Source organism: Blautia sp. MCC270, from assembly GCF_018785605.1.
GTDB classification, from domain to species: domain Bacteria; phylum Bacillota; class Clostridia; order Lachnospirales; family Lachnospiraceae; genus Blautia_A; species Blautia_A fusiformis.
In genome coordinates this window covers 1-25,280 of the sequence record NZ_WQQD01000008.1, presented here as the reverse complement: position 1 = coordinate 25,280, position 25,280 = coordinate 1, and the positions used below count along the sequence as shown (strand labels likewise).

21 protein-coding genes are annotated in these 25,280 nt (G+C 46.6%); 4 read left to right on the top strand and 17 right to left on the bottom strand.

Annotation, left to right across the window (positions count from 1 at the left end):
• Nucleotides 1-135: 135 nt before the first annotated feature.
• From GPK58_RS03465 to GPK58_RS03425, 9 genes are all read right to left on the bottom strand, one after another.
• Nucleotides 136-1,947: a S8 family peptidase gene (locus tag GPK58_RS03465; RefSeq protein ID WP_215638214.1), complete on the bottom strand. Its 1,812-nt coding sequence runs from the start codon at nucleotides 1,945-1,947 to the stop codon at nucleotides 136-138.
• A 104-nt stretch (nucleotides 1,948-2,051) separates the two neighbouring features.
• A complete protein-coding gene (locus tag GPK58_RS03460; RefSeq protein WP_015527202.1) occupies nucleotides 2,052-2,822 on the bottom strand; it encodes a prolipoprotein diacylglyceryl transferase in 771 nt (256 codons plus the stop codon).
• Nucleotides 2,819-3,637 (bottom strand): arginase family protein, encoded by an 819-nt coding sequence (locus tag GPK58_RS03455; protein WP_021651344.1) that lies wholly within the window; start codon nucleotides 3,635-3,637, stop codon nucleotides 2,819-2,821. The genes GPK58_RS03460 and GPK58_RS03455 overlap by 4 nt, the downstream gene beginning before the upstream one ends.
• Before the next feature lie 43 nt (nucleotides 3,638-3,680).
• Nucleotides 3,681-4,625: a DUF308 domain-containing protein gene (locus tag GPK58_RS03450; RefSeq protein WP_215638213.1), complete on the bottom strand. Its 945-nt coding sequence runs from the start codon at nucleotides 4,623-4,625 to the stop codon at nucleotides 3,681-3,683.
• Between the two features lie 168 nt (nucleotides 4,626-4,793).
• Nucleotides 4,794-4,985, bottom strand: coding sequence for a small, acid-soluble spore protein, alpha/beta type (locus GPK58_RS03445; RefSeq protein WP_015527205.1), 192 nt, complete (start codon nucleotides 4,983-4,985; stop codon nucleotides 4,794-4,796).
• Between the two features lie 97 nt (nucleotides 4,986-5,082).
• Nucleotides 5,083-5,265: a PspC domain-containing protein gene (locus GPK58_RS03440; RefSeq protein ID WP_015527206.1), complete on the bottom strand. Its 183-nt coding sequence runs from the start codon at nucleotides 5,263-5,265 to the stop codon at nucleotides 5,083-5,085.
• 13 nt (nucleotides 5,266-5,278) lie between these two features.
• On the bottom strand, nucleotides 5,279-6,196 hold the full coding sequence (locus tag GPK58_RS03435; RefSeq protein WP_215638212.1) for a DUF4097 family beta strand repeat-containing protein: 918 nt from the start codon (nucleotides 6,194-6,196) through the stop codon (nucleotides 5,279-5,281).
• Nucleotides 6,193-6,969, bottom strand: coding sequence for a DUF1700 domain-containing protein (locus tag GPK58_RS03430; protein ID WP_092068371.1), 777 nt, complete (start codon nucleotides 6,967-6,969; stop codon nucleotides 6,193-6,195). Before GPK58_RS03430 ends, GPK58_RS03435 begins: the two co-directional genes overlap by 4 nt.
• A gap of 2 nt (nucleotides 6,970-6,971) precedes the next feature.
• Entirely contained in the window at nucleotides 6,972-7,289 is a 318-nt protein-coding gene (locus tag GPK58_RS03425) for a PadR family transcriptional regulator (protein WP_015527209.1), read from the bottom strand.
• 256 nt (nucleotides 7,290-7,545) lie between these two features.
• Here GPK58_RS03425 and GPK58_RS03420 point away from each other — a divergent pair, with 256 nt between their 5' ends.
• Nucleotides 7,546-9,006, top strand: coding sequence for an RsmF rRNA methyltransferase first C-terminal domain-containing protein (locus tag GPK58_RS03420; protein ID WP_215638211.1), 1,461 nt, complete (start codon nucleotides 7,546-7,548; stop codon nucleotides 9,004-9,006).
• Nucleotides 9,007-9,058: 52 nt separating this feature from the next.
• On the opposite strand, the gene addA is transcribed toward GPK58_RS03420, so the two are convergent.
• Both addA and addB read right to left on the bottom strand, forming a co-directional pair.
• Entirely contained in the window at nucleotides 9,059-12,781 is a 3,723-nt protein-coding gene (gene addA, locus GPK58_RS03415) for a helicase-exonuclease AddAB subunit AddA (RefSeq protein WP_215638210.1), read from the bottom strand.
• Nucleotides 12,762-16,112 (bottom strand): helicase-exonuclease AddAB subunit AddB, encoded by a 3,351-nt coding sequence (addB, locus tag GPK58_RS03410; RefSeq protein ID WP_215638209.1) that lies wholly within the window; start codon nucleotides 16,110-16,112, stop codon nucleotides 12,762-12,764. The genes addA and addB overlap by 20 nt, the downstream gene beginning before the upstream one ends.
• Before the next feature lie 239 nt (nucleotides 16,113-16,351).
• On the opposite strand from addB, the gene GPK58_RS03405 reads away from it, so the two are divergent.
• A complete protein-coding gene (locus GPK58_RS03405) occupies nucleotides 16,352-16,789 on the top strand; it encodes an FMN-binding protein (protein ID WP_015527216.1) in 438 nt (145 codons plus the stop codon).
• A 23-nt stretch (nucleotides 16,790-16,812) separates the two neighbouring features.
• Here GPK58_RS03405 and GPK58_RS03400 read toward each other — a convergent pair whose 3' ends face one another.
• The 4 genes from GPK58_RS03400 to GPK58_RS03385 all read right to left on the bottom strand — a co-directional run bounded on the left by GPK58_RS03400 (nucleotide 16,813) and on the right by GPK58_RS03385 (nucleotide 21,761).
• Entirely contained in the window at nucleotides 16,813-18,762 is a 1,950-nt protein-coding gene (locus GPK58_RS03400) for an NAD(+) synthase (protein ID WP_215638208.1), read from the bottom strand.
• Nucleotides 18,763-18,781: 19 nt separating this feature from the next.
• On the bottom strand, nucleotides 18,782-19,663 hold the full coding sequence (hslO, locus tag GPK58_RS03395; protein WP_015527218.1) for an Hsp33 family molecular chaperone HslO: 882 nt from the start codon (nucleotides 19,661-19,663) through the stop codon (nucleotides 18,782-18,784).
• A 17-nt stretch (nucleotides 19,664-19,680) separates the two neighbouring features.
• Nucleotides 19,681-20,454, bottom strand: a complete 774-nt coding sequence (locus GPK58_RS03390) for a class I SAM-dependent DNA methyltransferase (protein ID WP_215638207.1) — start codon at nucleotides 20,452-20,454, stop codon at nucleotides 19,681-19,683.
• A gap of 176 nt (nucleotides 20,455-20,630) precedes the next feature.
• Nucleotides 20,631-21,761: a hypothetical protein gene (locus GPK58_RS03385; RefSeq protein ID WP_059086908.1), complete on the bottom strand. Its 1,131-nt coding sequence runs from the start codon at nucleotides 21,759-21,761 to the stop codon at nucleotides 20,631-20,633.
• Between the two features lie 443 nt (nucleotides 21,762-22,204).
• Between GPK58_RS03385 and GPK58_RS03380 the strand changes: the two genes are divergently transcribed.
• Nucleotides 22,205-22,768: an ECF transporter S component gene (locus GPK58_RS03380; RefSeq protein ID WP_215638206.1), complete on the top strand. Its 564-nt coding sequence runs from the start codon at nucleotides 22,205-22,207 to the stop codon at nucleotides 22,766-22,768.
• A gap of 48 nt (nucleotides 22,769-22,816) precedes the next feature.
• A complete protein-coding gene (locus GPK58_RS03375; protein ID WP_215638205.1) occupies nucleotides 22,817-23,947 on the top strand; it encodes a pyridoxal-phosphate-dependent aminotransferase family protein in 1,131 nt (376 codons plus the stop codon).
• 90 nt (nucleotides 23,948-24,037) lie between these two features.
• Here GPK58_RS03375 and GPK58_RS03370 read toward each other — a convergent pair whose 3' ends face one another.
• On the bottom strand, nucleotides 24,038-24,859 hold the full coding sequence (locus tag GPK58_RS03370; protein WP_092068387.1) for a carbohydrate ABC transporter permease: 822 nt from the start codon (nucleotides 24,857-24,859) through the stop codon (nucleotides 24,038-24,040).
• On the bottom strand, nucleotides 24,859-25,280 hold a 422-nt coding region (locus GPK58_RS03365), incomplete at its 5' end, for a carbohydrate ABC transporter permease (protein ID WP_215638204.1). The genes GPK58_RS03365 and GPK58_RS03370, both read right to left, overlap by 1 nt.

Genomic DNA, 25,280 nt, shown 5'->3' with positions numbered 1-25,280 from the left:
ATTTTTTCCAAAATTAGTACTTTCGTATCCTTTTTTTATTTTTCCAAATGTAATATCTATGCATCTTGTGCATCTACTCTTTCCAAAGGAAATGATCTGTTTCTGCTTTTCATATTTTTTCCAATTCTCATCATCTCACGTCAGCAGTTCAAAGGTATGATACAGATCCACCTTCCCATACCCCCACTCCGGGTTTGGGTACTGCATGTTTTCTTCTCTTCTTGCGCCTCTCTGCAGATAATATTTCACGCTGCTCCCGGTAAAAAACGGCTGGTTATCCCGTATGATCGCCCATTCAAACAGAAGTGCCGCGATGCCGGCGGTCTGTGCGGCGGATATACTGGTTCCGGAGCGGGTTCCAAAGTCGCCTCGTACCAGCGGCACTTTTACGTTAACGCCAGGAGCTGCCAGATGTGGAGTTATCATGCCATCTGGCGTATAGCCTCTGCCTGCTGCAATGTAGATGCTTCCGTCACGATGCTGGTAGGCAGTTGCCGTAATGCTGTTCCTGGCGTCTCCCGGCGCTGTCACCGTGGTATAGGGGGATGGTTCCAGAAAATAGGTATCCTGGGAGATCAGCCCTTCCACAGGAAGCCATATATGGAACTGTACGTTCTGTTGATTTCTTGCCTGAGTAAAAATTTTCCAGATACCGGACGCCGGATGGAAAAATCGGATATACACCAGGGAATATCCGGTCTGACGCTCGATCAAGATATAATTCACATACACCTTTGTTTCCACAAAAACAAATGACAGCTCCTGGGTTCTGGAACCTATGGAACTACTGACTTCCAGTATCTCACCGGTTGGTGACTGGATGGAAAGCTCATAGATTTCCGGCGGTTCTCCCCAGAATTCTATGGTAAAGCCCTGCTCTCTTTCCGCTACACGGAGTTCTGTCACGATCTGTTCCCTTCCCTGAGAAAAAATCCCCGTACTGTGGTTTCTTGTATTTCCTTCGTTTCCTGCTGCCACAGATACGGATACCTGAGAAAAATTTGCCACATAGTCCACATACTGGCTTAACGCATTGGTCCCCAGATGCGCGCCCTGGCTGCTTCCAATCCCCAGGCAGATAGAAAGTGGCATCTTCAGCTTTTTGGCCTGGGAAATCGCAAAAGCAATGGCCATCATCACATCATTTTCCTGAAAAGCTTCTGCCTCCGGAGGATAAAGATAAAAATTCCGGAGATATTGCTTTGCCGGCTTTACCTTGATGATGATCAGGGTTGCCTCCGGCGCTGCTCCGGTAAAATTTTCTCCGGGTACCATATTTCCGGCAGCAATACCCGCCAGTGCCGTGCCATGGCCGTTGGTATCTCTGGATGGCACGATGGCAAACGGCTCCTCGGAAGCCAGTGCCCGGTCGATATCCTTTTTCCGGAATAATTTGCCATATGGAACTTCTGTATCTGCTATATCATCCCTCGGCAAATTATCTGCATCTCCATTTTCAGCTTCCAACTCCCGTCCAGACTGATTTTGTTCTTCCTCTTCTATGGACTGATCCCATAAATAAGCGATTCTGGAGCCGCCTGCATTTCGAAACACTTCATTCTGATAATCAATCCCCGAATCGATCACCGCCACCGCAGTACCTTTTCCACGCAGCTTCAGATAAGGGTGATCGTGCAGCCTGTTGATCCCTGATTCCCCTGCTGCCTCCATATCCATGTAGGTATAACATTTCGGGATCGAATTATAGGAGGTTCCCGTGACCTCAATTTCTCCCATACTTTCCAGCGGAACATAAAGAACCCCGAAAATTTCATTGATCGCCCTAAAAGATGCCCCCGGAAAAAGTTCCATAGTATCCTGGACATTCTGCATATATTTCACGATAAAATCCCCGAAGCGCTGACTCTGTGCCGGATTTTCCGTCTGCGCTCCGGGGATCTTATCCTCTGTTTTCATATTTGGTTCAAAATCTTCTTTTCTGAGCATGACAGGCCTGCTTTCGCCTTTTTCATAGATGTATGCAGCGAAAACCTGTCCTTATACCATTATTGTCCAACTTTTTCCTGATACATGGGACTTCCCTGATCCGTTTAAACACTGCTCTTGCTATCTCTTTTTTTCCTGATCCGTATCAGCAGCACGATCCCCGCAATCCCTGTAAAAATACTGATAAACTGGGAAGTCGACAAAATTCCCACACTTCCACGGATAATATCCCCACGGAAAAACTCGATCACAAACCGTCCAATGCTATAAAAGATCAGATAACAGGCAGTGACCTGACCATCTTCTTTTTTGTTCCGTGCGATCAGCAACAACAAAAGAAAATGCAGAAAATCCAGTCCGCTGGAATACAACTGCGTCGGGATCAACGCCACGTGATTGGGCGCATATTCGGAATTCTGAAATATCACAGAAAAAACACTCTCTGTCTCTTTTCCATAACAGCAGCCCGCCAGGAAACATCCGATCCGTCCAAATCCCTGGGCCAGTGCCACAGATGGCAGGATCACATCCGCGTATTTAAAAAATACAAGCTTTCTGATCCTGCAATACAGAAGCCCCGTCAGTATCCCGCCGATGATACCGCCAAACACCACAAAACCGGAGCTTAAAGTTTCCATTATAAATCCCGGATCCTGAACAATTGATTTCCACTCTGTGATCCAGAAGAGAAGCTTTGCACAGAAAAATCCACCCACCAGGCACCACAGGATCATTGGAAAGATCTGTTCACTGTCAAGCTTCTGTTTTCCGGCTCTGTATTCTGCAGTCAGGCAGCCTGCCAAAATTCCAATGGCGATCATCAGACCATAACCGTATACCGTAAATGGCCCGATGGTAAGAAGTTCATTTTTCATCGGTTTCCTCCTGTTATCTCATTCTTATTTCCGTCATGATCTTCGCTCCCGTATGCGGACAGAAAACACTCCAGCAATGTAGCATTGGCCCGGTCATTCAAGGCGCTGTTTCCAGATTCTGCTACATCACATTCACCACAGATATCCACGCCCAGGATTCCCTCTGCACATATTTCTCTGACTCTCTTCAGACATTCCAGCATCGTATTCAGGCGCATATCCCCCTGGCTCCAGTTCGTGTCCGCATCATCCTTGCAGAGAACATCTTTATCCACAGAAATGTACAGCGGCAGCTTTCCCACATGCTTGCTTACAAACGCACACACCTGCGCCTCTTCCATTTCCAGAAGCTTCTCTCTGCTCAAGAATTCCACCTTTTCCTGAATCTCCGATTCCACTCTGGAAAAAGCTTCCTCATCCGGGCCGATCAGGATCACCCTTTTAAGCAATGGAAGTTCCATAACAGAATCGTAGATCCATCCTCCGCAGGAAAGCAGACCTCCGAATGCCGGCGGCTGCATATCCGTGTGATTGTCAAATACAAGAAGCGAGAAAGGCTCCGATATCTTTTCCAGCCAGATCCTTGTCATATAGTGATAGTTTCCAGAATCAATAAAATGGATTCCTCCGGAAGAATAAGGGGCAATACGGCTGCGAATGGCATTCATCGCATCCTCATCACAGTAGCAGTTGGTTCCGGGAATGTCCCTGGCCTCCACCCGGGATACTTCTTTTCCCCTCCAGAACTGCTGATCCTCATATATTCCGGAAAAATCCATCATCAGTATCTTTATATTTTTATCTGTATTTTTCATGTGCACATCTTACCACGGAATGGCAGATGATGCAAGAGAAGGGTCAGTCCTTCCACTCTTCCAATTCTTCATCGGAACCGTCCAGAAGATCCTTCAGGCTGCCGGTTTCCGCCTGGTCTTTGCCTACAGCCCAGAGCTTCATCTCCACATTCTCCGGTTCTTTTTCCCATCGGGAATTCTTCTGCTTTTGCTCTTCTTCCGGTTCTGTGGATTCTTCTGTCTCTTTTCTGTCCGCAGAATATCCGTCTGCATCCTGCGCCAGCATAGCCGCTGTAGTCTCTGCTGTAGTTTCTGTTGGATATTCTGTTTCCTTCCCACTCTGCTGCTCACTCGGCGCGTTTTCATCCTGGGTTCTTGTATCATTTGGCACATCCATATCTGCCGTTTCATTTACAGCATCTGAACTGTCTGCACCAGAATCTTCCTTCTCTGTCTCCGCTTTTTTTGCGATCTTTCGAAGCCCCAGCTTCATAATAATATAGAATACGATATCCGCAGCTCCGTCACACACCAGCACCCAGCCGGAAAAGATCAGCAGAGTCATGATCTTCGGAAATCTTCCAAACAGCATCACGATTCCAAGTGCAATGAAAACAAGACTTCCGATCAGAAGCACGCTCCATGCGCCGTTTCCTCCTTTTTTCAGAAGGAATGCTCCTTTAAACTTCCACAGACTGTCAACCAGTACAAAAGCGCTGAGCATCCATGGAAGCAGTTTGATCACGATAGACGGTGTCATAAAAAGAAACACCCCTAGCACAAAAACAACCACACCACTTAGAAGATCCATGATCGTAGCTTTCGCTTTTCCACGTATGTAAATATAGATATGATAAATGCCAGCTCCGATGAGGATCAGCCCGAATACTACTTTGCAGATCACGTCCACCGTCTGCGTGGGGATCAGGATCAGGCAAAGTCCCAGCAGTATATAAAATACTGAGGAGATGATCTCACCCTTTAGAATGTTATTGATTTTTTCACCCATGTTCCTTCATACCTCCTCTGTTATTCCAACAGTATAGCTCTTTTCCACTGGTCAGTCCACCCTGAACCGTCAAAAAAATTTCTTTTTTCCAGAAAAATATTCTTATAATTCAATACAGCCCGAAGGACTTTTCCGGCGTCATTTCGCCTTGTTCCTTCAGGCTGTATTTTACTTTTTATGTTTCTTCTTTTTTGTCATAAGACCACCGATCCGTCCGGTTTCTTTTGCAGAAAGGCTTTTCCACCCGTCTTTGATCACTTTATCCAGAACTCCCATCTCATCGGCAATCTCGTATTTCAGTTTTTCCGCCTGGGAAAGCTTTCCCTCAAGATATGCTTTTACTTCTTTCTCCCTGTTCATCTTCCACACTCCTCATCTTTTTTATGGAGTATGGACAATTTCCGGATAAATTATGCATTCTGAAAAATATGTCCGTCCTTTATGGGTACTGTCATTTTTAATCCGGGATAATGATCGCCGCAATGATATACGCCAGGATTCCGGCTCCGCCCATCAGCGTGATGATCACCCATACCAGCCGGACAAGAGTCGGATCGATATTAAAGTATTCCGCAATTCCGCCGCAGACACCACATAACATACGGTTTACTGATGATTTGTAAAGTTTTTTGTTGCTCATAATGCTTCCTCCTTTAATCTTCTTCAAATTCAACCTCAACGTTTCCCATTCCGCAATCCAGTTTTATATTTTTCGTGGCACCTTCATTTGTGATCTGTTTATTTCCGGAAGTAATGGATGTTCCCAGAGAATCATCCACCTCCAGATTTCCAAGACCACATTTCAACTCATAATTATACTCAGCAGCTTTTCCTGTAAGTGTAAGCTCCATATCTCCCATACCACAGTTTCCTTTTAAATTCTCCACCTGAAGTTCACTGATGTCAGCAGTTCCCACTCCGACTGTAAAATCTGCTTCCTTTATATCCAGGCTGCCGGAATTTTCAATGGTTCCGGCCCCCACATTTACTTCCATCTGCTCCGCTTTAAAATCACCATCCAGTTCGATGGTTCCGGCTCCCATCTGAAGTTTTATCTTCTGAAAGCTTAAGTTTTCCGGGCAAAAAATTTCTATGGAACGGTTTCTCACTTTTTGATTGCTTGCAATTCTCAGACTACCGTTGTCATTGCTGATCTGAATGCGATTGTGATCCTTCCCTGAAACTTTCACCTGAACTTTATCCTCATTCCATGTTTTCAAAACCAGTTCTTCGTATCTCAGATCACAGAAAAGGTCTGACACAGCCGAGGCCTCATATACTTTCGTATATGCGGAACTGTCTGCACTGTCTGCCAGAACGCCCTTCTCAGTTACCGCGCTTTCTGCAGCTGCCTGAAAATCGTCCTCCTGCTCATCCATATCTTCCTCGGAATCTTCCACTTCCCAGCTGTCTTCATGATCCAGAACACGAAGCACCTGCGTGATTCCATGATCCAGAACACTCACATCTCCCATAGTCGCTCCCATGGCAGCTCCGCCGGCAGTAAGTCCCAGGCCTGCTACACCGAATACTGCTGCAAGGATCAGAATTACCTTCAGAAAACGTTTCATACTTTTTCCGCCTTTCTTCCATTCAGGAGATTGCTGCAAAATCCCGTAAATTTCCGCAGGATCGCAGGCAATATCTTACCTGTAAACCACACCGTCAGTAACAGTAACAAAAGTCCAAATGCCATCATCAGGCATCCGATACCGATAGTCAGGATCCCGGCCGGCGGAAGAGACACCGTCATGGCAATCCCAACAACAATGCACGCAGCTGCACCGATCACAAGGATGATCGATCCCGCTCCTGCAAAAAATGTCAGCAGAAAAGGCAGCAATGCCAGTGTCACCAAAATCCCCAGTACTCCGCCAAATAATCCTTTTATCAGAGGAGCCGCAAAAACAAGAACGATCAGCGCAAGAATGATTCCTGCCTTATTCTGCTTTTTCTCTGCGTGATAGCCGCGCTGGGCACGTCTTTTCCTGCGGTCTTCGAAATTTTCTGTATTTCCCGTATCACGATGGGCCTCTCCCTGTCCATTTCCGTATACGGTTACTTCTGTATAATGGTCCGGCATTTCCCCGTTCTCTTTCACACGGGTATCCTGATATCCGTTCTCTGTGTATTCCCCGTAATCTTCACTGTTCTCCTGAAGATCTGCCTTAATGATCGCAGCAACCTTCCCCGGATTTCCCAGTTCCCGGATCACTTCTCCTTCATTCTCAGGACCTGCATCATCAAAATATCCTTCATAATATTCCAGTGCTTCCTGTCTCTCTGCCTCTGAAATATCGGAAAGCAGCCGTTCAAGCTGTTCCATAAACTGCTTTCTGTTCATAATCAAACTCCCTCCTCAAACATCCTGGTGATCTTGGATGAATAGATCTCCCATTCACTTCTGTAAAGATTCAGCTGCGCTGCGCCCTTATCTGTCAGCTTATAATATTTCCGGTTTCTGCCTGCATATTCCATATTGTAGGCTTCCAGACATTCATCCTTCTGAAGCCTGCGAAGGACCGGATACAGCGTAGATTCTGAAACCTCCAGAACACTTCGCACATCCTGGGTGATCTTGTACCCGTAGGTACCGTCCTTCTCTCTGGAAATAACAGCCAGAACGATCGCATCCAGGAGGGCTGCTCCTGTATTAAATACCATCTGCTCACCTCTCTATGACCTGTAAAACGGACATTCACATTCCGTCTTACTACATGCTGATGAACGCGATCACTTCACGATCCAACGCTCACATGATAAGTCATGTAATATTGTTCTGTGAATAATACTATATATCGTATAATATAGTTTTGTCAATAGTATTTAGAAAAATCCCTCTATACTTTATAATATTTTTCGGAAACCACTCTTTTCACACAATATCCGAAAGAGTCAAGTTTATATTATGGAGGAAATTATGACAGATTCAGATAAAATACAGACATTACCGCTTCCTTTTCTGGAGCGTATGAAAGAAATGCTGGGAGATGATTATGATGCTTTCCTGAAAAGCTACAAAAATCCCCGCACCTACGGTCTACGTGTAAACACCGCCAAGCTCTCCTGCCAGGATTTTCAGGCGCTTTCCCCTTTCCCTATCCGGCCGATCCCGTGGATCAATACCGGATACTTCTACGAGGAGGAAAGCCGCCCTGCACGATGTCCTTACTACCAGGCGGGTCTTTATTATCTCCAGGAACCAAGTGCCATGACACCAGCTTCCAGGCTTCCTATCGAACCTGGAGATTTTGTCCTGGATCTCTGCGCAGCTCCCGGAGGAAAAGCCACTGCCCTGGGTGCAGCCTTAAATGACACCGGATTTCTCCTTGCCAACGATATCAGTACTTCCAGAGCCAGAGCCCTTCTTAGGAATCTGGAGCTTTTTGGCATGAAAAATATGCTCGTCACCGACGAAAAACCCGCCAAACTTGCCCAGCGTTTTCCTGCTTTCTTCAATAAGATCCTTCTGGACGCTCCATGCTCCGGGGAAGGCATGTTCCGAAAAGAGGAAGCCCTTGCCCGCGACTGGACACCGGAAAAATCTGCTGAGCTTTCTGATATCCAGAAAGACCTGGTCTTAAAAGCCGCCGATATGCTCCGTCCGGGCGGAATGCTGCTTTATTCCACCTGCACTTTTTCCCCATGCGAAGACGAAGAAGTGGTAGCCTATCTTCTCAGACAACGCCCGGATATGGAACTTATGGAAATGCCAGGATATGAAGGCTTCTCCAGCGGCCGCCCGGAATATGCCGGCACAGCAGACACTTCCGATTCCGAAATCGCGTTAAGCTTAAATGCATTTAATCCGGAAGAACTTCAAAAATGCGTCCGAATCTTTCCACACAAAATGGATGGCGAAGGTCATTTTCTCGCCCTGTTCCGCAAAAAAGGTGACTCTCTTCCACCTGTTTTCCGCTTTTCCGCAAAAGGACCGGACAAAAATACCCGGAAATGGCTGGAGGAATTTTTCTCTGAGATCGGCCTGAAAACCATTGGCGGTCAGGAATTTGACTGGAACCGTGTGGAAGTCCGCAAAGATAAAGTATACTATCAGCTGCCCTTCCCTCTGGATCTCCGCGGAATCTCCTTTCTTCGAAACGGCCTCTACCTGGGTGATCTGAAGAAAAACCGTTTTGAGCCGTCTCAGCCTCTGGCGCTGGCGCTTCACAAAGGAGATGTGGAAGCAGTTATCTCCCTGCCGGTTTCCGACGAGCGGCTTACCTGTTATCTGAAAGGCGAAACTCTTATGATCGAGCCGGAAGAGGCCGCTCACAAAAAAGGCTGGCACCTTCTCTGTGTGGACGGTTATCCTCTCGGCTTCGGAAAGCTTGTAAACGGGATCCTGAAAAACAAATATCCTGCTGGCTGGAGAGTGTAATCTCTCCGCCGCAGGATATCTGCCCACATTAACATATCATTTCATTTTCAGATCAGAGACTGAACGCTTCTCCAAAAGTAAACGAATAAATATACCGTTCCTTCACCTTCCGGCCTGTCATCCGTTCCAGCGCCTGGGCGTAATCCTCCAGCTGTACATGATAACGGTCGATCAGCTTCTGTTCTTCTCCACGTCTCACAAAGTCCGTTTTATAATCCACCAGAACGATTTCTTCATCCTCTATAAAATACGCATCAATGATTCCCTGTACCAGAACATTTTCCTCACACTGCCACTGCGGATCAAGCTCCGAAGCTTTTCTTGCGATCACAAAAGGCTGCTCCCGGAACAGAAGTCTCTTCTCTGAAGCTGCTTTCATCCGCTGTCCGAGAGGTGCTTCCACAAAATTCCAGATATCCTTTACCCGGACCGACTCAGCCTCTTTTCTTTCCATCTTCCTGGCGTCAACCCATTCTCTCAGCTGTCTGCGGATCTCATCCCTGTTTGCTGTCTTCTGATAGTCCAGGCATTCCATTACACGATGATAAGCCGTTCCACGAAGTGCCCCTGTATACCCTTCCTCTTTCTTCTCCTCGATAAATCGGGGAACCAGCGGCTGGATCTCTTCTTCCGTCTCATAATCCACCGTTTCTTCCAGATCCTGCTCACTGTGGTAGCTTCGCTTTTTCAGTTCTGATACACTCACCTTCACAGGAAGATCTTCCAGATAGTGATAGGGATATACAAAGGAAAAACGTCTCTGGATCTCCTCCCGGATCTCACTGTCAAAAACTCTGCCCGGATTCCAGTTCTCCAGTGTTTCCTTCTTCATTTCCCGCTCTGCCTGTTCCATAACCTCGCTTTCTGTCAGTTCCCGTGCTGTGACCCGTGTAACTTTGAATTCTGCCGGATCTTTGTACAGAGGATTTGCGGTATTCATAAAGATGCCATATTCATGAAATAATGGTGCCATGCAGCGATGTCTTGCCAGTGCCGGAAGCACATAATCCCAGTAAGTCTTCCCGCCAAGCCTCCTGCCCAGAGAAAGCAATGGTTCCTCACTGTCCCTTAATGCGGACAATTCTCCCAATTCCGGATGCAGAGCTCCAATGGTTCCACTGAGGATCAGTTTTTCCTTTGCACGCGTAAGCGCTACATAAAGTACTCTCAGCTCTTCACCGAGACTTTCCATCAGAAGCGCTCTCCGTATGATCTGCTTACACAGGGATGGAGCAATGATCCTCTTCTCCGGCAGGATCGCATCCGCACCGATCCCCAGCTCCGGATGGATCAGGATACTTGTGTTCATATCCCGGAAATTAAAGCGTTTTCCCATTCCTGCTGCAAACACTACCGGAAACTCCAGTCCCTTGCTCTTATGGATCGTCATGATCTGTACTGCACTTTCCCCGGTTCCGGAAAGATTTACCTCCCCGTAATCCACCTGATACTGCTGAAGCTTCTGGATATATCTTACAAAATTAAAAAGGCCTCGATAGCTTGTCTTCTCATATTCCATTGCCTTTTCCACAAGCATGTTCAGGTTTGCATTCCTCTGTTCACCATTTGGCATTGCCTTTGCATGGTCTCCATATCCGGTACGTGCAAGTACCTCCAGGATCAGCTGATGGACCGGCGTATAAGCCGCCTTATCACGAAGTGTATTCATGGTGTCCATAAAACAGGACAGCTTCTCTCCGAGGATTTTTTTGTTTTCCTCAAAACTCCCATGCTTTCTGTAGTCCTCCACAAACCTGCACACACATTCATAGATCATTCCTTCCGGATATGCGATCCGAAGCTCAGCCAGCTCTTCTGTGGTACATCCAACGATCGGTGAACGCAGTACGCCGGTCATGGGAATATCCTGCAGCGGATTATCCAGGATCCGGAGATAATTCAGCAGTGTCACAACCTCTGTTGCAGAAAAATATCCGGTTCTGGAGGCCGTATATACCGGTATCCCTCTTGCACTCAAAACCTCCCCGAAGGTTTCAGCCCAGCCTGAAGCAGATCGGAGCAGGATCACGATATCTCCATATTGAAGAGGTCGATACTCTCCCGTTTCCTTATCCAGCACCCGTTCATGCCCTACCATAGATCGGATTCTTCCTGCAATGGCAAGGGCCTCCAGCTCTCTCTCATTCTCCGTTACTTCTTCATCCTCCTCTTCCAGCAGCGGACTGTATTTATCCACAAGAAGGATCTCTGTTTTTACAAATTCCGGATCCTGGCCTTCCGGAAAAGAAGCTCCGGGATACAGAGCTGCCGCCTCGTCGTAAGCAATTCCTCCCAAATCTTCCCCCATGATCTGCCGGAAAATAAAGTTGACACTTTCAAGGACTTCCGGTCTGCTTCGGAAATTTTTGTGCAGGTCGATCCGCTGTTCCGGACTGTCTTCCAGTGAATAGCTCTTATATTTTTCCATGAACAGTTCCGGACGGGCCAGACGAAAACGGTAGATGCTCTGCTTTACATCTCCTACCATAAAGATATTTTTGCGTTCATTGACCCAGCCGGAAACTGTCTGCATCAGGATCTCCTGAACCAGATTACTGTCCTGATACTCATCCAGCAGGACCTCATCATATTTTTCAGAAAGCTCTCTTGCCGCCTGGCTGGGCACATAGGTTTCTCCTTCCTTTTTCAGAAGGATGTCCAGGGCAAAATGTTCCATATCTGAAAAATCCAGAACATTTTTTTCACGCTTCTTTGCCTGGAAACGTTCTGCAAAATCCTTTGTCAGCTTTACCAGCATCTCCAGCGGTGGTGCAGATGCTTCTGTCAGTTCCGTCAGCTCAACCAGATTTCCGTAAAAATATCGGATCCCCAGTTCCTTCAGATTATCTTTTGCATCTTCGCGAAGAGCTTTTACCAGATTTTTCAGCTGCTCCGATACTCCCTCCATTTTTTTTGAGGAAAGTCTTGCAAACTTCAGATTCCGGAGATTCTGCGCTATCTCATCATAATCCCTTTTAACGGACAGTTGTTTTAACTGCCGGATCAGTATCATATCTTTTTCCAGAGCCTCCAGATAAAGCTCCGGTCCATCCTGGAGCTGACAGGTCTTCATTGCGGTTTCTGTAAGCTCTTCCGCTTCTTTCAGTGCACAATCTGCAGCCTCCCACAGATATCGGAACCATCGCGTTCCCTCAAGACCTTTTTCCGGATCCAGATGATAATTCTCCACACAGCTGTCCAGCCATTTTTCGGGCCATGGATTACTCATCGCAGCATTATAAAGCTCCAGCACATGTTCCTTCAGTCCTTCATCCGTTTTTCCTGGCGCATAGCATTCCACAAATGCAGTAAAATCTGCCTCTCTTTCTGCATAATGATCTTCAAAAAGCTCCTTCAGCACATCTTCCTGCAAAAGCTTCAGTTCACCCTCATCTGCAGTCCGGTAACCCGGATCCAGTCCGATCAGATGAAAATAATTTCGGATCACATAGGCGCAAAAGCCGTCAATGGTAGTGATCTGTGCCGTATGGATCAACGTCATCTGTCTCTGCAGATGCTCATTATCCGGATCTTCAGCCAGTGCCTGATCCAGTCCACGTTCGATACGTTCCCGCATCTCTCCCGCTGCCGCCCTTGTAAATGTCATGATCAGAAGACGGTCAATGTCCACCGGTTTCAAAGGATCCATGATCTTACTTAAGATCCGCTGCACCAGCACTGCAGTTTTACCGGAACCGGCTGCTGCGCTGACCAGAATATTCCGTTCCCGGAGCGTGATGACCTTTTTCTGCTCCTCAGTCCATTTCACTGCCATTCTCTTCCTCTCCCTTCATGATCTTTTTCCACAGTGCATCTTCTTCTATGGACGACAGCCTGTGAAACTCATATCCCGGTATCTTCCTGTCGAAGCCGCACACAGTAAGATACGGACAATATGTGCAGGCATTCTTTTTTCCAAGTTCATAGGGTTCCACTGCCGCATTTCCATCCAGGATCGATTCCCGGATGTCACAGATCTTTCTCCGCACATACGCTCCCAGAGCATCAAACTGCTTCCTGGAGGCAACAGAAGATCTTTTGCTGAAGCTTCCGTCCCGGTTCAGGGATACCGGTATGGAGGCCATAGTGCTGTCAATTTTGGTACTCATATTATCATCTGCCTGTACAAGCCCGTTCATTTTCATTTTCTTCAGCATCTGCTCATTGATGCTTTCCATATCCGCATGGATCTTCTCCTGTATCATAGGATCCTTCACATTATAATAAAACACACCGGCCGGAACGATCTCGCGATCCGGATACTTCCGTTTTTCCACCTGTAATGCTCCATCCAGATAGACCATCAGCTGAAGCTGAAGGCCATGATACAACGCCAGCAGATCAAACGAAGTATTTCCGGTTTTATAATCGATCACCTTCACATAGACCCGGTTGTTCTCCGGCTCTTCCATGATATCCACACGGTCGATCCTTCCGCCCTGAAACCTCACCTCAAATCCTTCCGGCCGGAATGCTCCATGCTTCAGCTGTTCCTGCAAAGCCCACACGGTACGCCGCAAAATACGTCTGGTCCGTTCGATCATATATTCATTTCTCGCACTGCTTTTAAGGATCGTATTTCCGTAATCTGCGGAAACCTGATCCAGACAGCTGTCTATGATACGGTTTCGCTCTTCCTCCGTAAGCTCTGCCCAGTCCAGTCCCTCTTTTCGGACTTCCGCCGCAAATTTTTCCAGTGCCATATGCATGACATTTCCCATATCCATAGCCCGGAACTCATACTCTGCACGTTCTGTAACCTTCAGGCCATACTGCAGAAAATGTGCAAATGCACAGGCCGCAAAACGCTCCAGCCGGGTAGCACTGTACGGGGAAATTTCTCCATAGAGGATCTTTGCCACTGTTTTTCCGATCTTGTCTGACGGTCGTTCTGAAAAAGATGCCTCTGTAAGTTTTTTTACAAGGATCCGGTATTCCGGGCTCTGAAGATACCAGCTGTACAGTTCCTGGAAGACCGCATTATCCTGGTAAGCTTCTCCTGCAAGCCCTCTCAGGAAATAATCCAGGCTGATTCCCGGAAGCTCCAGTAATTCCATAGGTTCCTGCATATCTCCGCACTGCCGGATCTCCATTTCCGGAAACATCTCCCGGATATTACTGACAAGAAAGGCCGGACTCAGGGCTTTTCCCTGGCTGTCGGACTGACAGAAGGACAGACAGAGCAGTTCTCTTGGCTTGGTCATGTTCAGATACAGATAAAATCGCTGCATGTTCATCAGTTCCTTTGGCCCCGGTGCAAGCTGGATCCCCTGATCTTTAAAAAATTCTCTGTCAATCTCCGTAAGCATTCCTCCACCGGATGTATTCTTCGGAATATTTCCTTCATTTACTCCCACAAAAAACAGTGCACGGATATCCTTCAGCCTGGTTCTCTCCATATCTCCCACAAGTACCTGGTCCATACTTGGCGGGATCAGAGCCACCTTGGCCTGGTTCAGTCCTGTTTCCAGAAGCTGACGGAAATCCTGGCGGTTCACGGTTTCCTCTCCAAGGATCTCCACCATATTATCCAGAAGTTCCATAACAATTCCGTAGATCTGGGCATATTCCTTTTCCATGGCCTTGTCGCCCTGTTCCTTGAATTTCAGTTCCTGATGCTTCAGTTTCTGCTGCACCTGGCTCCGCACTGCAAACTCGTAGAGAAAAGTACAGTATTCCCGCACCGTCTTTTTCCCACCTTTAAAGCTTAGCGCAAGCTCTCTGGTCTCATCTGCGAACCGCTGCCGGATCTCATTAAGCCTCTGAATGCTTTCCGGCGGCATTCCCCGGTAAATACGCACCCACACTTCATCCCATTTCTTAAATCCACGGATACCAAGAGCCAGCACATAATTCTCCAGAAGGTCTGCTTCCTCCCTGGTCACACAGGACATTCCGCACCGGAGATACCGGAATACACTCTCATAGGAAAAATCCTGCACTGCCATCTCAAGTGCTGCCCGGAAATATTCTACAAACGGATTCATCAGGACCGTATGCTTCTCATCAATGAAATACGGGATCCCTGCTGCTGTAAATACCTGCTTTGCAAGATTTCCATACTCCTCCAGGTTACCTGTGATCACGGCGATCTCACCGTAACGGCAGCCCTTTTCCCTTACAAGTCTGGCGATCCGGCGGGCAGCTTCTTCCATTTCCTTCTGCGGGTTCACTGCCGAAAACATGCAGATCTCATCCTGCGCTTTTTTATATATATTTTTTCGGTAACGGAAGATATTTTTTTCAAGGAAATGAAGGGCAGGTGCCTGGGAAAAGCGGGATTTTCCCACATCCTTCAAAAGAACCGGTGTCTCGATCTCCCTGGTCAGCTCCGAAAGCCCGTGGATCATCTGACGGCTCATATAAAAAAGCTGATAAGGTTTTCCTCTCATGCTCAGATTCTCATCCGCATCCATGGTCACCGTTACCATCACCTTCTCACAGACAGCAAGAAGTTCTCCCACAACACGCATCTGAATAGGCGTAAAACCGGTGTAACCATCCAGAAGGAGTACACTGTTTTTCATTTTTTCAGAAAACGGAAGAGCTTTTTCCAGCGCATCCATTACTTCTTCTCCTGTCATATAATGATCCTTCAGATATCCGGTAAATGCCTGGTAAAGAACAGCTACGTCTTTCAGTTTCATCTGAAGTAACGCTCTGTCACCGGAATCCTCGATCATCTCCTGGATCTCACTGTTCCGGATATCGTACTGCATAAACTCCGACAGGATAGACTTCACTTCATCCAGGTATCCCGCTTTACGCATCTGACCTCCCAGATAGGAAAGCTCCTTTCCATGCTGCTGTACCATCTTCTGCAGCACCATACTCTTACCGGTTTCTTCCAGAAGGATGCGGCTGTCTCCTCCAACTTCCTCCAGAACACGGTACGCAAGACGCTCAAAGCTCAGGATATCAATATTCAGGATTCCCCTGCCCGGACTCATCTCCACCAGTGTCTTCTGGGTCTGCATGGTAAACTGCTCCGGCACGATCACATAAAAAAGCTTCTCAGGATGCAGCCCCGCCTGTTCTATGATATTCTGATAAGCATAACAGGATTTTCCGCTTCCGGAACTTCCTATGATAAACTGTAATGACATCTTCATCCTCCCGATCACTTGCAGATTTTCAGTCATTCCGGCGCCATCCTGCGCCTGAAGTATTCCTATCATACCACAAATTCTACTCCTATAGAACGGTCGTTCTCTATATTCTGAAATATCTGCCTGCTCTTTTCCTTATTTTTCCAGGCACAGTATCGGATAACCTGGGCACAGCTGTGGCATAAATCCTCCCTCCCGATAATAAACTATATAAAAAGCTTTGGGAGGCGTGCGCCATGAGTTCCAAAACCAGGATCATCGTCCTACATATGAAAGAGATCATTTACACAGCTGTCTTTCTGGCTCTGGCTGTCGTTCTGGCTGTCGTTCTTTTCTTCATGTTCGGTCCCGGAAAAAATGCCAGTCATACAGCCAGCGAAAAATCCCGCTACAAGCCGGGCGTCTATACCTCTTCCATCACCCTGAACGAGAATACCTTCGATGTGGAAGTTACTGTAAATGCTGACAGGATCAAGGCCATCCGTCTGGTGAATTTAAATGAAACCACAAAAGCTTCCTATCCTCTTATGGAACCGGTTCTGGATTCTTTGGCAAGTCAGATCTATTCCAGTCAGTCCCTGGAAGACATTCAGTACGCAGGAGACCGGAAATATACCTCCCAGGTACTCCTTTCAGCTATCACGGATGCAGTAAAAAAAGCGGAGAACACTTAAGCTCTCCGCTTTGCGATCTACGTTCAGATTTCAATCTTCTCCAGCACATCCTGCCAGATCCTTGCACTTGCATCACTTGGCATTCTGAGATCTCCTCTTGGAGAAAGTGCCACGCTACCTACCTTCGGGCCATCCGGCAGACAGGAACGCTTGAACTGCTGGGCAAAAAATCTCCGATAGAAGGTTTTCAGCCATTTCAGGATCGTCTCTTTATCATAAATCCCCTCAAAGGTCAGGCAGGCAAGCCTGTAGATCTTATCCGGTGTAAATCCTGCACGCAGCATGTAATACAGATAAAAATCATGAAGCTCATAAGGTCCTACCAGATCCTCCGTCTTCTGGGCGATCTTGCCATCCTTAGGAGGAAGAAGCTCCGGGCTTACCGGAGTATCCAGGATATCCAGAAGAACCTCCTTCAGTTCCTCATCTCCGCAGGTATCCGCATAATAACGTACCAGATGACGTACCAGTGTCTTCGGGACAGAAGCATTTACACCATACATGGACATGTGATCGCCATTATAGGTTGCCCAGCCAAGAGCCAGCTCGGAAAGGTCTCCGGTTCCCACAAGAACGCCGCCTTCCTTGTTTGCCGTATCCATCAGGATCTGAGTACGCTCACGTGCCTGACTGTTCTCATACGTCACATCGTGGATCTCCGGATCATGTCCGATATCCCGGAAATGGATATTTACCGCCTCTTTAATATTTACCTCGGTAAGCCTTGCACCAAGGCAACGGCTTAACTTGCAGGCATTCTGATAGGTTCTGTCTGTGGTTCCAAAGCATGGCATAGTCACACAGTGGATCTGTTCTCTCGGCATTTCCATCCGGTCAAAGGCACGTGCCATTACAAGAAGCGCCAGGGTAGAATCCAGTCCTCCGGAAAGTCCTACTACCGCACTCCTGCTGTGGATATGCTCCATACGTTTCTTAAGTCCCATAGCCTGGATGTTCAGGATCTCCTCGCAGCGCTCATCACGCTCTTCCTTCACAGACGGAACGAAGGGATACTGTGGATATTTTCTGGTAAGTCTTGTTTCCTCCTCTGCTACGGAAAAATCAACTCTTGTATGACTGCAGGTAGAAACTGCCGGATACGTGGACATTCTTCTTCTCTCATCAGCCAGTCTCTGCACATCGATCTCACTGTAAATGATGCCGTTCTCAAAGCGTCTGCTTTCCGCAAGCATGGAACCGTTCTCTGCGATCATATTCTGTCCGCCAAACACGAGATCCTGGGTAGACTCCCCTTCCCCTGCACTGGCATAAATATATCCGCAGATCAGTCGTGCTGACTGCCCGCTTACCAGTGTTCTCCGGTAGGAATCCTTCCCTACCATCTCATCACTGGCAGAAAGATTGACGATGATATGGGCACCGTTGATAGCATGACGGATACTTGGCGGTGCAGGAACCCAAAGGTCCTCACAAAGCTCTGCTGCAACGGTGAATTCCGGAAATTCCTTACATTCAAAGATCAGCTCTGTTCCAAAAGGAATTTCATCCCAGAACTCATCCTCCTCATTTTTCTCGCACTTCAGGAAGTCCACAAATTCCACATCTTCTTCCTCTGCACCTGCAAACTGTCTCTGCTCATAAAACTCATTATAATTCGGAATATGAGTCTTGGGAACAAATCCCACGATACGGCCATGATTCAGAGCTGCTGCCACATTATAGAGCTTGCCTCTGTGACGCAGCGGGAGTCCCACAAAGATCAGGGCGTCCGTCTCCCTTGTCTCCTCTGCAATATGCAGAAGCTCATCCCACGCACTATCCAGAAGACATCTCTGGAGAAAAAGATCGTGACAGGTATATCCTGTGACACAAAATTCCGGAAATACCATCAGCTTGACATGTTCCTTTTCCATTTCATGAATGGCCTTCAGGATTTCCTCTCCGTTTGCCTTGCAGTCTGCAACGGTAACTCTCGGCGTTGCCGCTGCCACCTTGATAAAACCATGCTTCATTTTTTCTTCCTCCCGAGTTTTATCGCTTGCACTCTCTTATGATCCTCTTAAGATCTTCCACGGTAAAATTATAATTCTTATTGCAGAAATGGCAGTTCATCTCAATGTCCTTGCCTTCCTGGATCATCTCGTTAAGTTCTTTTCTTCCGATGCTGATCAGCGCTTTTTCCACACGCTCTCTGCAGCAGTTGCAATGGAACTGTGTGGGCAGTGTATCATTGATCTCTATGTCAAAGCCTTCCAGTACTTTTTCAAGAAGACTTTCCGGTGTGTGTCCCTGCTCCAGAAGATTGGTAACAGAATCGATCTTTGATACGTTTTCCTCAAGCTTTGCGATCACCTCTTCCTCTGCAAAAGGCATCAGCTGTACAATAAAGCCTCCCGCCTGACGGACTGTATTATCCTTATTCATCAGCACACCCAGTCCTACCGCAGACGGAACCTGCTCGCTGGTTGCAAAATAATAGGTGAGATCTTCTGCGATCTCGCTGGTCTGAAGAGCAACCTGTCCCACATATGGCTCTTTCAGTCCCATATCCTTGATCACATCCATAAAGCCTACGCCGACAGCTCCCGCAACATCCAGCTTGCCTTTGCTGTTTGCCGGGATACATACATCCGGATTCCCAACATAGCCCTTTACATTTCCGTGAGAATCTGCAGTTACTGTGATTCCCTGCAGTGGTCCGCCTGCATGGATCCGAAGTGTAAGGAGATCCTTTTCCCCTTTCATCATAGCTCCCATCATGGCACCGCCGGTAAGGAGACGTCCCAGTGCCGCTGTTGCCACCGGACTGGTGTTATGATTCTTTCTCGCTGTCTCCACCATATCGGTTGTAACAGCCGCAAATGCACGAATCTGGCTGTTTGCTGCTGTTGCTCTTACAATATAATCACTCATATAAAAAATTTCCTCCTTTATTTCTCGTCTGACGGAATTTCCTTTCCATGTTCTCTGGCCACAAAAGTCAATCTTCCGCTGTCCGGCTTCGGTGCATCCTTGGTGTATGCGTCATAAACCGCCAGCGGGATCAGGCCTGCCTTTTCAAGAAGTTCCCTTACTTTCTCCGGATCATAGGCCTTCTGGTAATGAATTTCCTCGTCTCTCTCATAAAGACCATCTTCTCTCGGAAGAAACAGAGTCAGATCATACACATTGATCCCGGTCTCCTCATCAAATTCATTTTCCCAGATAAAGCTTCCCTCTTCCCGATTCTCTGCAATAGTCGTATTTCCAAGCATTTCCCGGTATTTATACGGGGTGTTCATATCAAATATGAAAATTCCATCCGGATCAAGATAATTGTTCACCAGTTTAAATACAGTAAGCAGATCATCCTCCTCTGTGATGTAATTCATACAGTCACAGACGCTGACGACAGCACGTACTGTTCCATAAAGTTCAAACTCCCGCATATCCTGTTCCAGATAAAGGATCTCATGACCGGATTCTGCACGTTTTTCCATGGCTTCGCCAAGCATTTCCTCAGAGTTATCCACACCGATCATATCATAACCGGACTCAGCCAGAAGCTCTGTCATCACTCCGGTCCCACAGCCAAGTTCCAGCACGATCCCGTATTCAATTCCGTATTCTTTAAGACTTCCTATAAGATATTCCGCCCATTTTTCATATTCCACATTGTCCATGAAAATGTCATAAACTCTGGCGAAATCACTGTATGCTTCCATAAAAACCTCCAAATATTTTCCGGGCGTTCCATCGCCCGCAGCGTTCACATTATACCATGTCTTCCTGTATAAGTATACGCCTCTGACATAATATGACACAAAAAATCCGGGACCGCAGCCACAAAAGCTGTGATCCCGGAATTCTTATCTAACCGAATTTCCTGCTACTCCAGGCTTTACTGTACAGGCATATAGTATACGTCTGCAGCCTCACCGTGCCAGTAGAAGCTTGTTCCATCCTCTTCATATACATCACAGTCATACTGAGAAGAGAAGGTGAAACGGTTTCCTTCGTTATCCATCCATGCACCGTTTCCGTCCGGAACGATAACACGTGGTTTACCATCGGAATTTCTGTAAATAGTTCTTGTCTCATCTGTGTTGCCAAGCTGCTCATCTGTAAATCCGCCATTTACGATAGCACCGGAGGAGCTGCTGTCAGTGGATGCAGTTCCATTGGAAGAACCATCAGATGTACTGCTTCCGTCTGTAGATGTTCCGTCAGATGCTGCACTTCCGTCTGTAGATGTGCTTCCGTCGGCAGCTGTAGTTCCATCTGCTGCTCCGTCAGAAGAAGCTGCTGCATTACCATCTGCAGATGCACTTCCGTCAGAGGAAGCTGCTGCATTACCTTTACCGGCAGTCTTGGCTGCGGAACCATTTGCCGCACTCTTCAGAGTGGAATCACCAAGGATCGCAAAGCTGTCGACAGACTCCTGAACCTTTTTCAGAGCATCCTCTTTTTTAACAGATGCCACAAGGCTGTAATACTCACTGTCATTTACAAAGTATTTATTGATAGCATATACATAACCGTCACTCTTGGTCGTATCCTTATATTTCACAGTATAGGAATAAATGTTGATTCCGTCTTTCTGATCTGCCTTGTAATCCTGGATCTCAAAATCGGTTCCATTTACCATGTTCTCTGCCTGTGTCATGGAAACTGCCATATCCTGGGAGTTCGGGATCACTGCAGATTCCAGATCTGCACCGGAGCCGTGAAGGATCAGGATCCTGCCCTGGTCCGGAGACTCGAAGCTTACCATATCTGTCTCATCGGACTTGTTGGCCCAGGTTGCATCTGGAAGCTTGATCGCTACGGATTTATCCTTGGATGTATAGGTTGTATTCTGTGCGTCTGCTGCAACAGTCGGTGTAACCTTCGCTTTTTTCGCCGGTGTCGGAGTAGGAGTAGACTCCACAACCACGCTGTCCTCTTTTCCTCCTCCGAAACTACATGCCGTCATGACACCAGAAAGAGCAACAGTCATAGCTAAAAGTGCAATAAATTTTTTATTCTTCATAGTATCCTCCTCATAATCATCATCAGTCACAAAATGTGTCCGGAATATTCACTCCTGAACACACTCTTTGCTATAGTTTACGATTTTATTACAGCTTTGTCAATTGATTTCTCCCTGTACTTTATGAATATCCTGTAAGCAGATATCCTGCTCCGTACAGGATTTTTCTAACATTATAATTTTCCCAGATATACCTATCTTATTCTCTTCTTATGCTGATCCTGTATTTCCCGTTTTACGCCTTCATTACGAAAGTTCTGATTTATTCCCCACCAAGTAAGCCTCCTGTTTTAATGACAAATATCTCCTTGAATCTGTCCCCTCTTTTTTTTCTATAATTGTGTCTTTATTCATGTACACTCATGTTGTAAAGTATACCCAACCAAAAATATATGAAAAGAGGACATCCATACATCGATGTTTTCGGGAAAGGATCTATCACTATGGAAAAAGCAGTTCAGACATCTCATAGAACTGACCAGGAGCTTTCATCTGTTCAGTTTCTCACCATTACAGCCGCATTTGTTGCACTGACTTATATCTTCACCGCATTTATTAATGTTAAGCTTCCGATCGCTGCCAACGGCGGACTGATCCACCTTGGAAATGTACCGTTATTCATCGGTGCCATTTTATTCGGAAAGAAAACCGGAGCCATTGCCGGTGGGATCGGAATGGGGCTCTTTGACCTTCTCTCCGGCTGGACCCTGTGGGCACCATTTACTCTTATTATTGTAGGGATCATGGGCTTCACAGTAGGTAAGCTCACAGAGGATCCCCTGCACCAGAACATGAAATGGTATGTGATCGCCATTGCCGCAGCCTGCGTGATCAAGGTTGTGGGATACTACATTGCAGAGGTTATCATCTATGGAAATCCACTGGCACCGGTATCTTCCATCCCGGGAAACCTGGTCCAGATCGGTGTTGCAGCTGTCATCGTTCTCGTAGTGATCACGCCATTAAACCTTGCAGCAAGAAAAACCGGATTAAAAAAACAGCTGTAACAGCTGCCGTAATTTGCGGAAATAATATAAAGATCAAGAGGTGAGCTTATGTATAAGATCATGACACCGGGACCTACACAGGTCGCAGAGAATGTCCGTCTGGCAAGAAGCATGGAATGCACAAATCCGGATCTGGACGAAGATTTTGTCGAATTTTATAAAGAAACCTGCGAGAAGATCAGCTCTCTTCTCCATACCTCCAACGAAACTCTCATCTTAAGCGGTGAGGGTATCCTTGGACTGGAGGCTGCCATTGCTTCCATGACTGAGCCCGGAGATAAAGTTCTTGTTCTGGACAATGGTATCTACGGAAAAGGCTTTGCCGATTTTGTTTCCATGTACGGAGGCAGACCGGAGCTTTATACCAGAGATTATCAGAACACTTTCGATGTAAAGGAACTGGAAGCCTTCCTTGCGGATAACCATGACTACAAATATGCAACCGTAGTACACGGCGATACTCCAAGTGGCATGCTTAACGATGTATCTGCCATCTGCCCGCTTCTTAAAAAATACGGGATCCTTACCGTTGTAGATTCTGTCTCCGCTTCCTTCGGCGAGCCCCTGAACATTGATGCATGCCAGATCGATATCATGTGCGGCGGATCACAGAAGGTGGTATCTGCACCTCCGGGACTTACCTTTGTTGTAGTCAGCAGCGATGCAAAGAAGGCAATGACTGAAAGAAAGACACCCATTGCTTCTTTCTACGCAAATCTCACAACCTTTGCACATTATTATGAAGAAAAATGGTTTCCATATACCATGCCGATCAGCGATATCTATGGCCTGCGGGCTGCTATTGACAACATTGCCGATGATCCTGGGATCCTTACACGCCATGCCAGAATCGCCGCAGCCTCCCGAAAGGCCATTACAGGAGCAGGCCTGAACCTTTACCTGCACAGCGGATATTCCAGTACAGTTACTGTTTTTGAAGTACCGGAGGGCACAACAGCCGAAGCGATCCTTGAGGGAGTAAAAAAAGGCTACAACATTATGCTGGCAGGTTCCTTCGATGTCCTGGCTGGCAAAGTGATCCGCATCGGACATATGGGAAACAACGCTACATTCTATAATGTAAGAGAAGTTTTCGCAGCCCTGGACGGGACTTTACGCAGGCTTGGCGTTCCGCTTAAGGCTTCCATGGAGGATATCTTCTGCAAAAACATGCAGTAATTTCTGAGATTTCAATAGTAAAAAGCACTGTAAGATGAATCCAACTTTTCATCTCGCAGTGCTTTTTTATAATTCTTATAATATTTTTCTTTATTCTTTTACCGCACCGGATGTCATACCACCTACGATGTATTTCTGGCCGATCATGTAAACAATAATAACCGGGATACAGGTAAGTACGATATCAGCAAAAATATAGTTCCAGTAACTCTTGTTCTTTCCGAAGAACTGATATACAGCCATTGTCATCGGGAAGAGACGGCTCTTGCTTGACAGATACAAAGGTGTGAGGAAATCACTCCATACTGTCATGAACTGAAGGATAAAACATGTTACCATAGTTGGTTTCAGAAGCGGCATGATGATCTTGAAGAACAGGCTTAACGGGCCTGCGCCGTCGATAACAGCAGCCTCGTCCAGCTCAACCGGGACAGAGATTACGAAGTTACGGATGGTAAATACACAGAACGGAATCATTGCACTGGTAAATACCATGATAATGCCAACTCTTGTATCGTTCAGGTGCAGTGTACTGAGTACACGTACCAATGTTACATAGTTGACCGGGAAGAACAGTCCGCAAAGTACAAAGTAATACAGGAATACATTCAATTTTGTTCTCTTACGGCACATAACAAATGCAGCCATGGAGCAAAGTACAACGCCAAGTGTTGTAGCGATCAGCGCATATGCAAAACTGTTCAGGAATCCCTGGATCAGGCTTCCTTTTTCAATAACCTCAGAGTAGTTGGAAAATACCCACTCTGTAGGAAGTGCCAGACTCATTCTGGCTGCCTCTGCTTTTGTCTTAAAAGAGTTGATCAATACCATATAAAATGGAAGCACGACACATAAGCAAAGCAGGATACATACAACATGTTTTAATAAATTCTGAATTCTTTTTTTTGCCATTACTGCTGTACCTCCTGTTTACTTAATGTCTTAACAATAAATACACCTATGATCGCTGTAATTACAAGAAGAACAGTATTCAATGCAGAAGACATTCCATACTGGCCTCTGGAATAGAGCTGGAATGCATAAGTTGTAAGAACCTCTGTTGCATGTCCAGGACCGCCGTTTGTAAGTACATAAACAATATCGAATACTTTCAAACCATATGTAATACCAAATACAAGGTTGATCATGATAGCACCACTCAGCATCGGAAGTGTTACATACCGAAGTCTCTGCCAGAAGTTTGCACCATCGATCTGCGCAGCCTCATAATAAGATTTCGGAATCGTATTCAGACCTGCAAGAAAGATAGTCATAACATAACCAATACCTCGCCATGCATCTACACCATAGATGGATTTCCATACAATAGCCA

Excerpts from the sequence above, each read along its gene's own strand:
- GPK58_RS03425 (WP_015527209.1), bottom strand. The coding sequence starts at position 7,289 with ATGGTATTTAATACAGGAGCAGCCCTCCTGGATGCGATCGTTCTGGCT.
- GPK58_RS03380 (WP_215638206.1), top strand. The coding sequence starts at position 22,205 with ATGGAAAAAGCAGTTCAGACATCTCATAGAACTGACCAGGAGCTTTCA.
- GPK58_RS03435 (WP_215638212.1), bottom strand. The coding sequence starts at position 6,196 with ATGAAACGTTTTCTGAAGGTAATTCTGATCCTTGCAGCAGTATTCGGT.
- GPK58_RS03420 (WP_215638211.1), top strand. The coding sequence starts at position 7,546 with ATGACAGATTCAGATAAAATACAGACATTACCGCTTCCTTTTCTGGAG.
- GPK58_RS03445 (WP_015527205.1), bottom strand. The coding sequence starts at position 4,985 with ATGAACAGGGAGAAAGAAGTAAAAGCATATCTTGAGGGAAAGCTTTCC.
- GPK58_RS03405 (WP_015527216.1), top strand. The coding sequence starts at position 16,352 with ATGAGTTCCAAAACCAGGATCATCGTCCTACATATGAAAGAGATCATT.
- GPK58_RS03390 (WP_215638207.1), bottom strand. The coding sequence starts at position 20,454 with ATGGAAGCATACAGTGATTTCGCCAGAGTTTATGACATTTTCATGGAC.
- addB (WP_215638209.1), bottom strand. The coding sequence starts at position 16,112 with ATGTCATTACAGTTTATCATAGGAAGTTCCGGAAGCGGAAAATCCTGT.
- GPK58_RS03370 (WP_092068387.1), bottom strand. The coding sequence starts at position 24,859 with ATGGCAAAAAAAAGAATTCAGAATTTATTAAAACATGTTGTATGTATC.
- GPK58_RS03465 (WP_215638214.1), bottom strand. The coding sequence starts at position 1,947 with ATGCTCAGAAAAGAAGATTTTGAACCAAATATGAAAACAGAGGATAAG.
- GPK58_RS03400 (WP_215638208.1), bottom strand. The coding sequence starts at position 18,762 with ATGAAGCATGGTTTTATCAAGGTGGCAGCGGCAACGCCGAGAGTTACC.
- GPK58_RS03440 (WP_015527206.1), bottom strand. The coding sequence starts at position 5,265 with ATGAGCAACAAAAAACTTTACAAATCATCAGTAAACCGTATGTTATGT.
- GPK58_RS03450 (WP_215638213.1), bottom strand. The coding sequence starts at position 4,625 with ATGGGTGAAAAAATCAATAACATTCTAAAGGGTGAGATCATCTCCTCA.
- GPK58_RS03375 (WP_215638205.1), top strand. The coding sequence starts at position 22,817 with ATGTATAAGATCATGACACCGGGACCTACACAGGTCGCAGAGAATGTC.
- GPK58_RS03460 (WP_015527202.1), bottom strand. The coding sequence starts at position 2,822 with ATGAAAAATGAACTTCTTACCATCGGGCCATTTACGGTATACGGTTAT.
- GPK58_RS03385 (WP_059086908.1), bottom strand. The coding sequence starts at position 21,761 with ATGAAGAATAAAAAATTTATTGCACTTTTAGCTATGACTGTTGCTCTT.
- GPK58_RS03430 (WP_092068371.1), bottom strand. The coding sequence starts at position 6,969 with ATGAACAGAAAGCAGTTTATGGAACAGCTTGAACGGCTGCTTTCCGAT.
- addA (WP_215638210.1), bottom strand. The coding sequence starts at position 12,781 with ATGGCAGTGAAATGGACTGAGGAGCAGAAAAAGGTCATCACGCTCCGG.
- GPK58_RS03455 (WP_021651344.1), bottom strand. The coding sequence starts at position 3,637 with ATGAAAAATACAGATAAAAATATAAAGATACTGATGATGGATTTTTCC.
- hslO (WP_015527218.1), bottom strand. The coding sequence starts at position 19,663 with ATGAGTGATTATATTGTAAGAGCAACAGCAGCAAACAGCCAGATTCGT.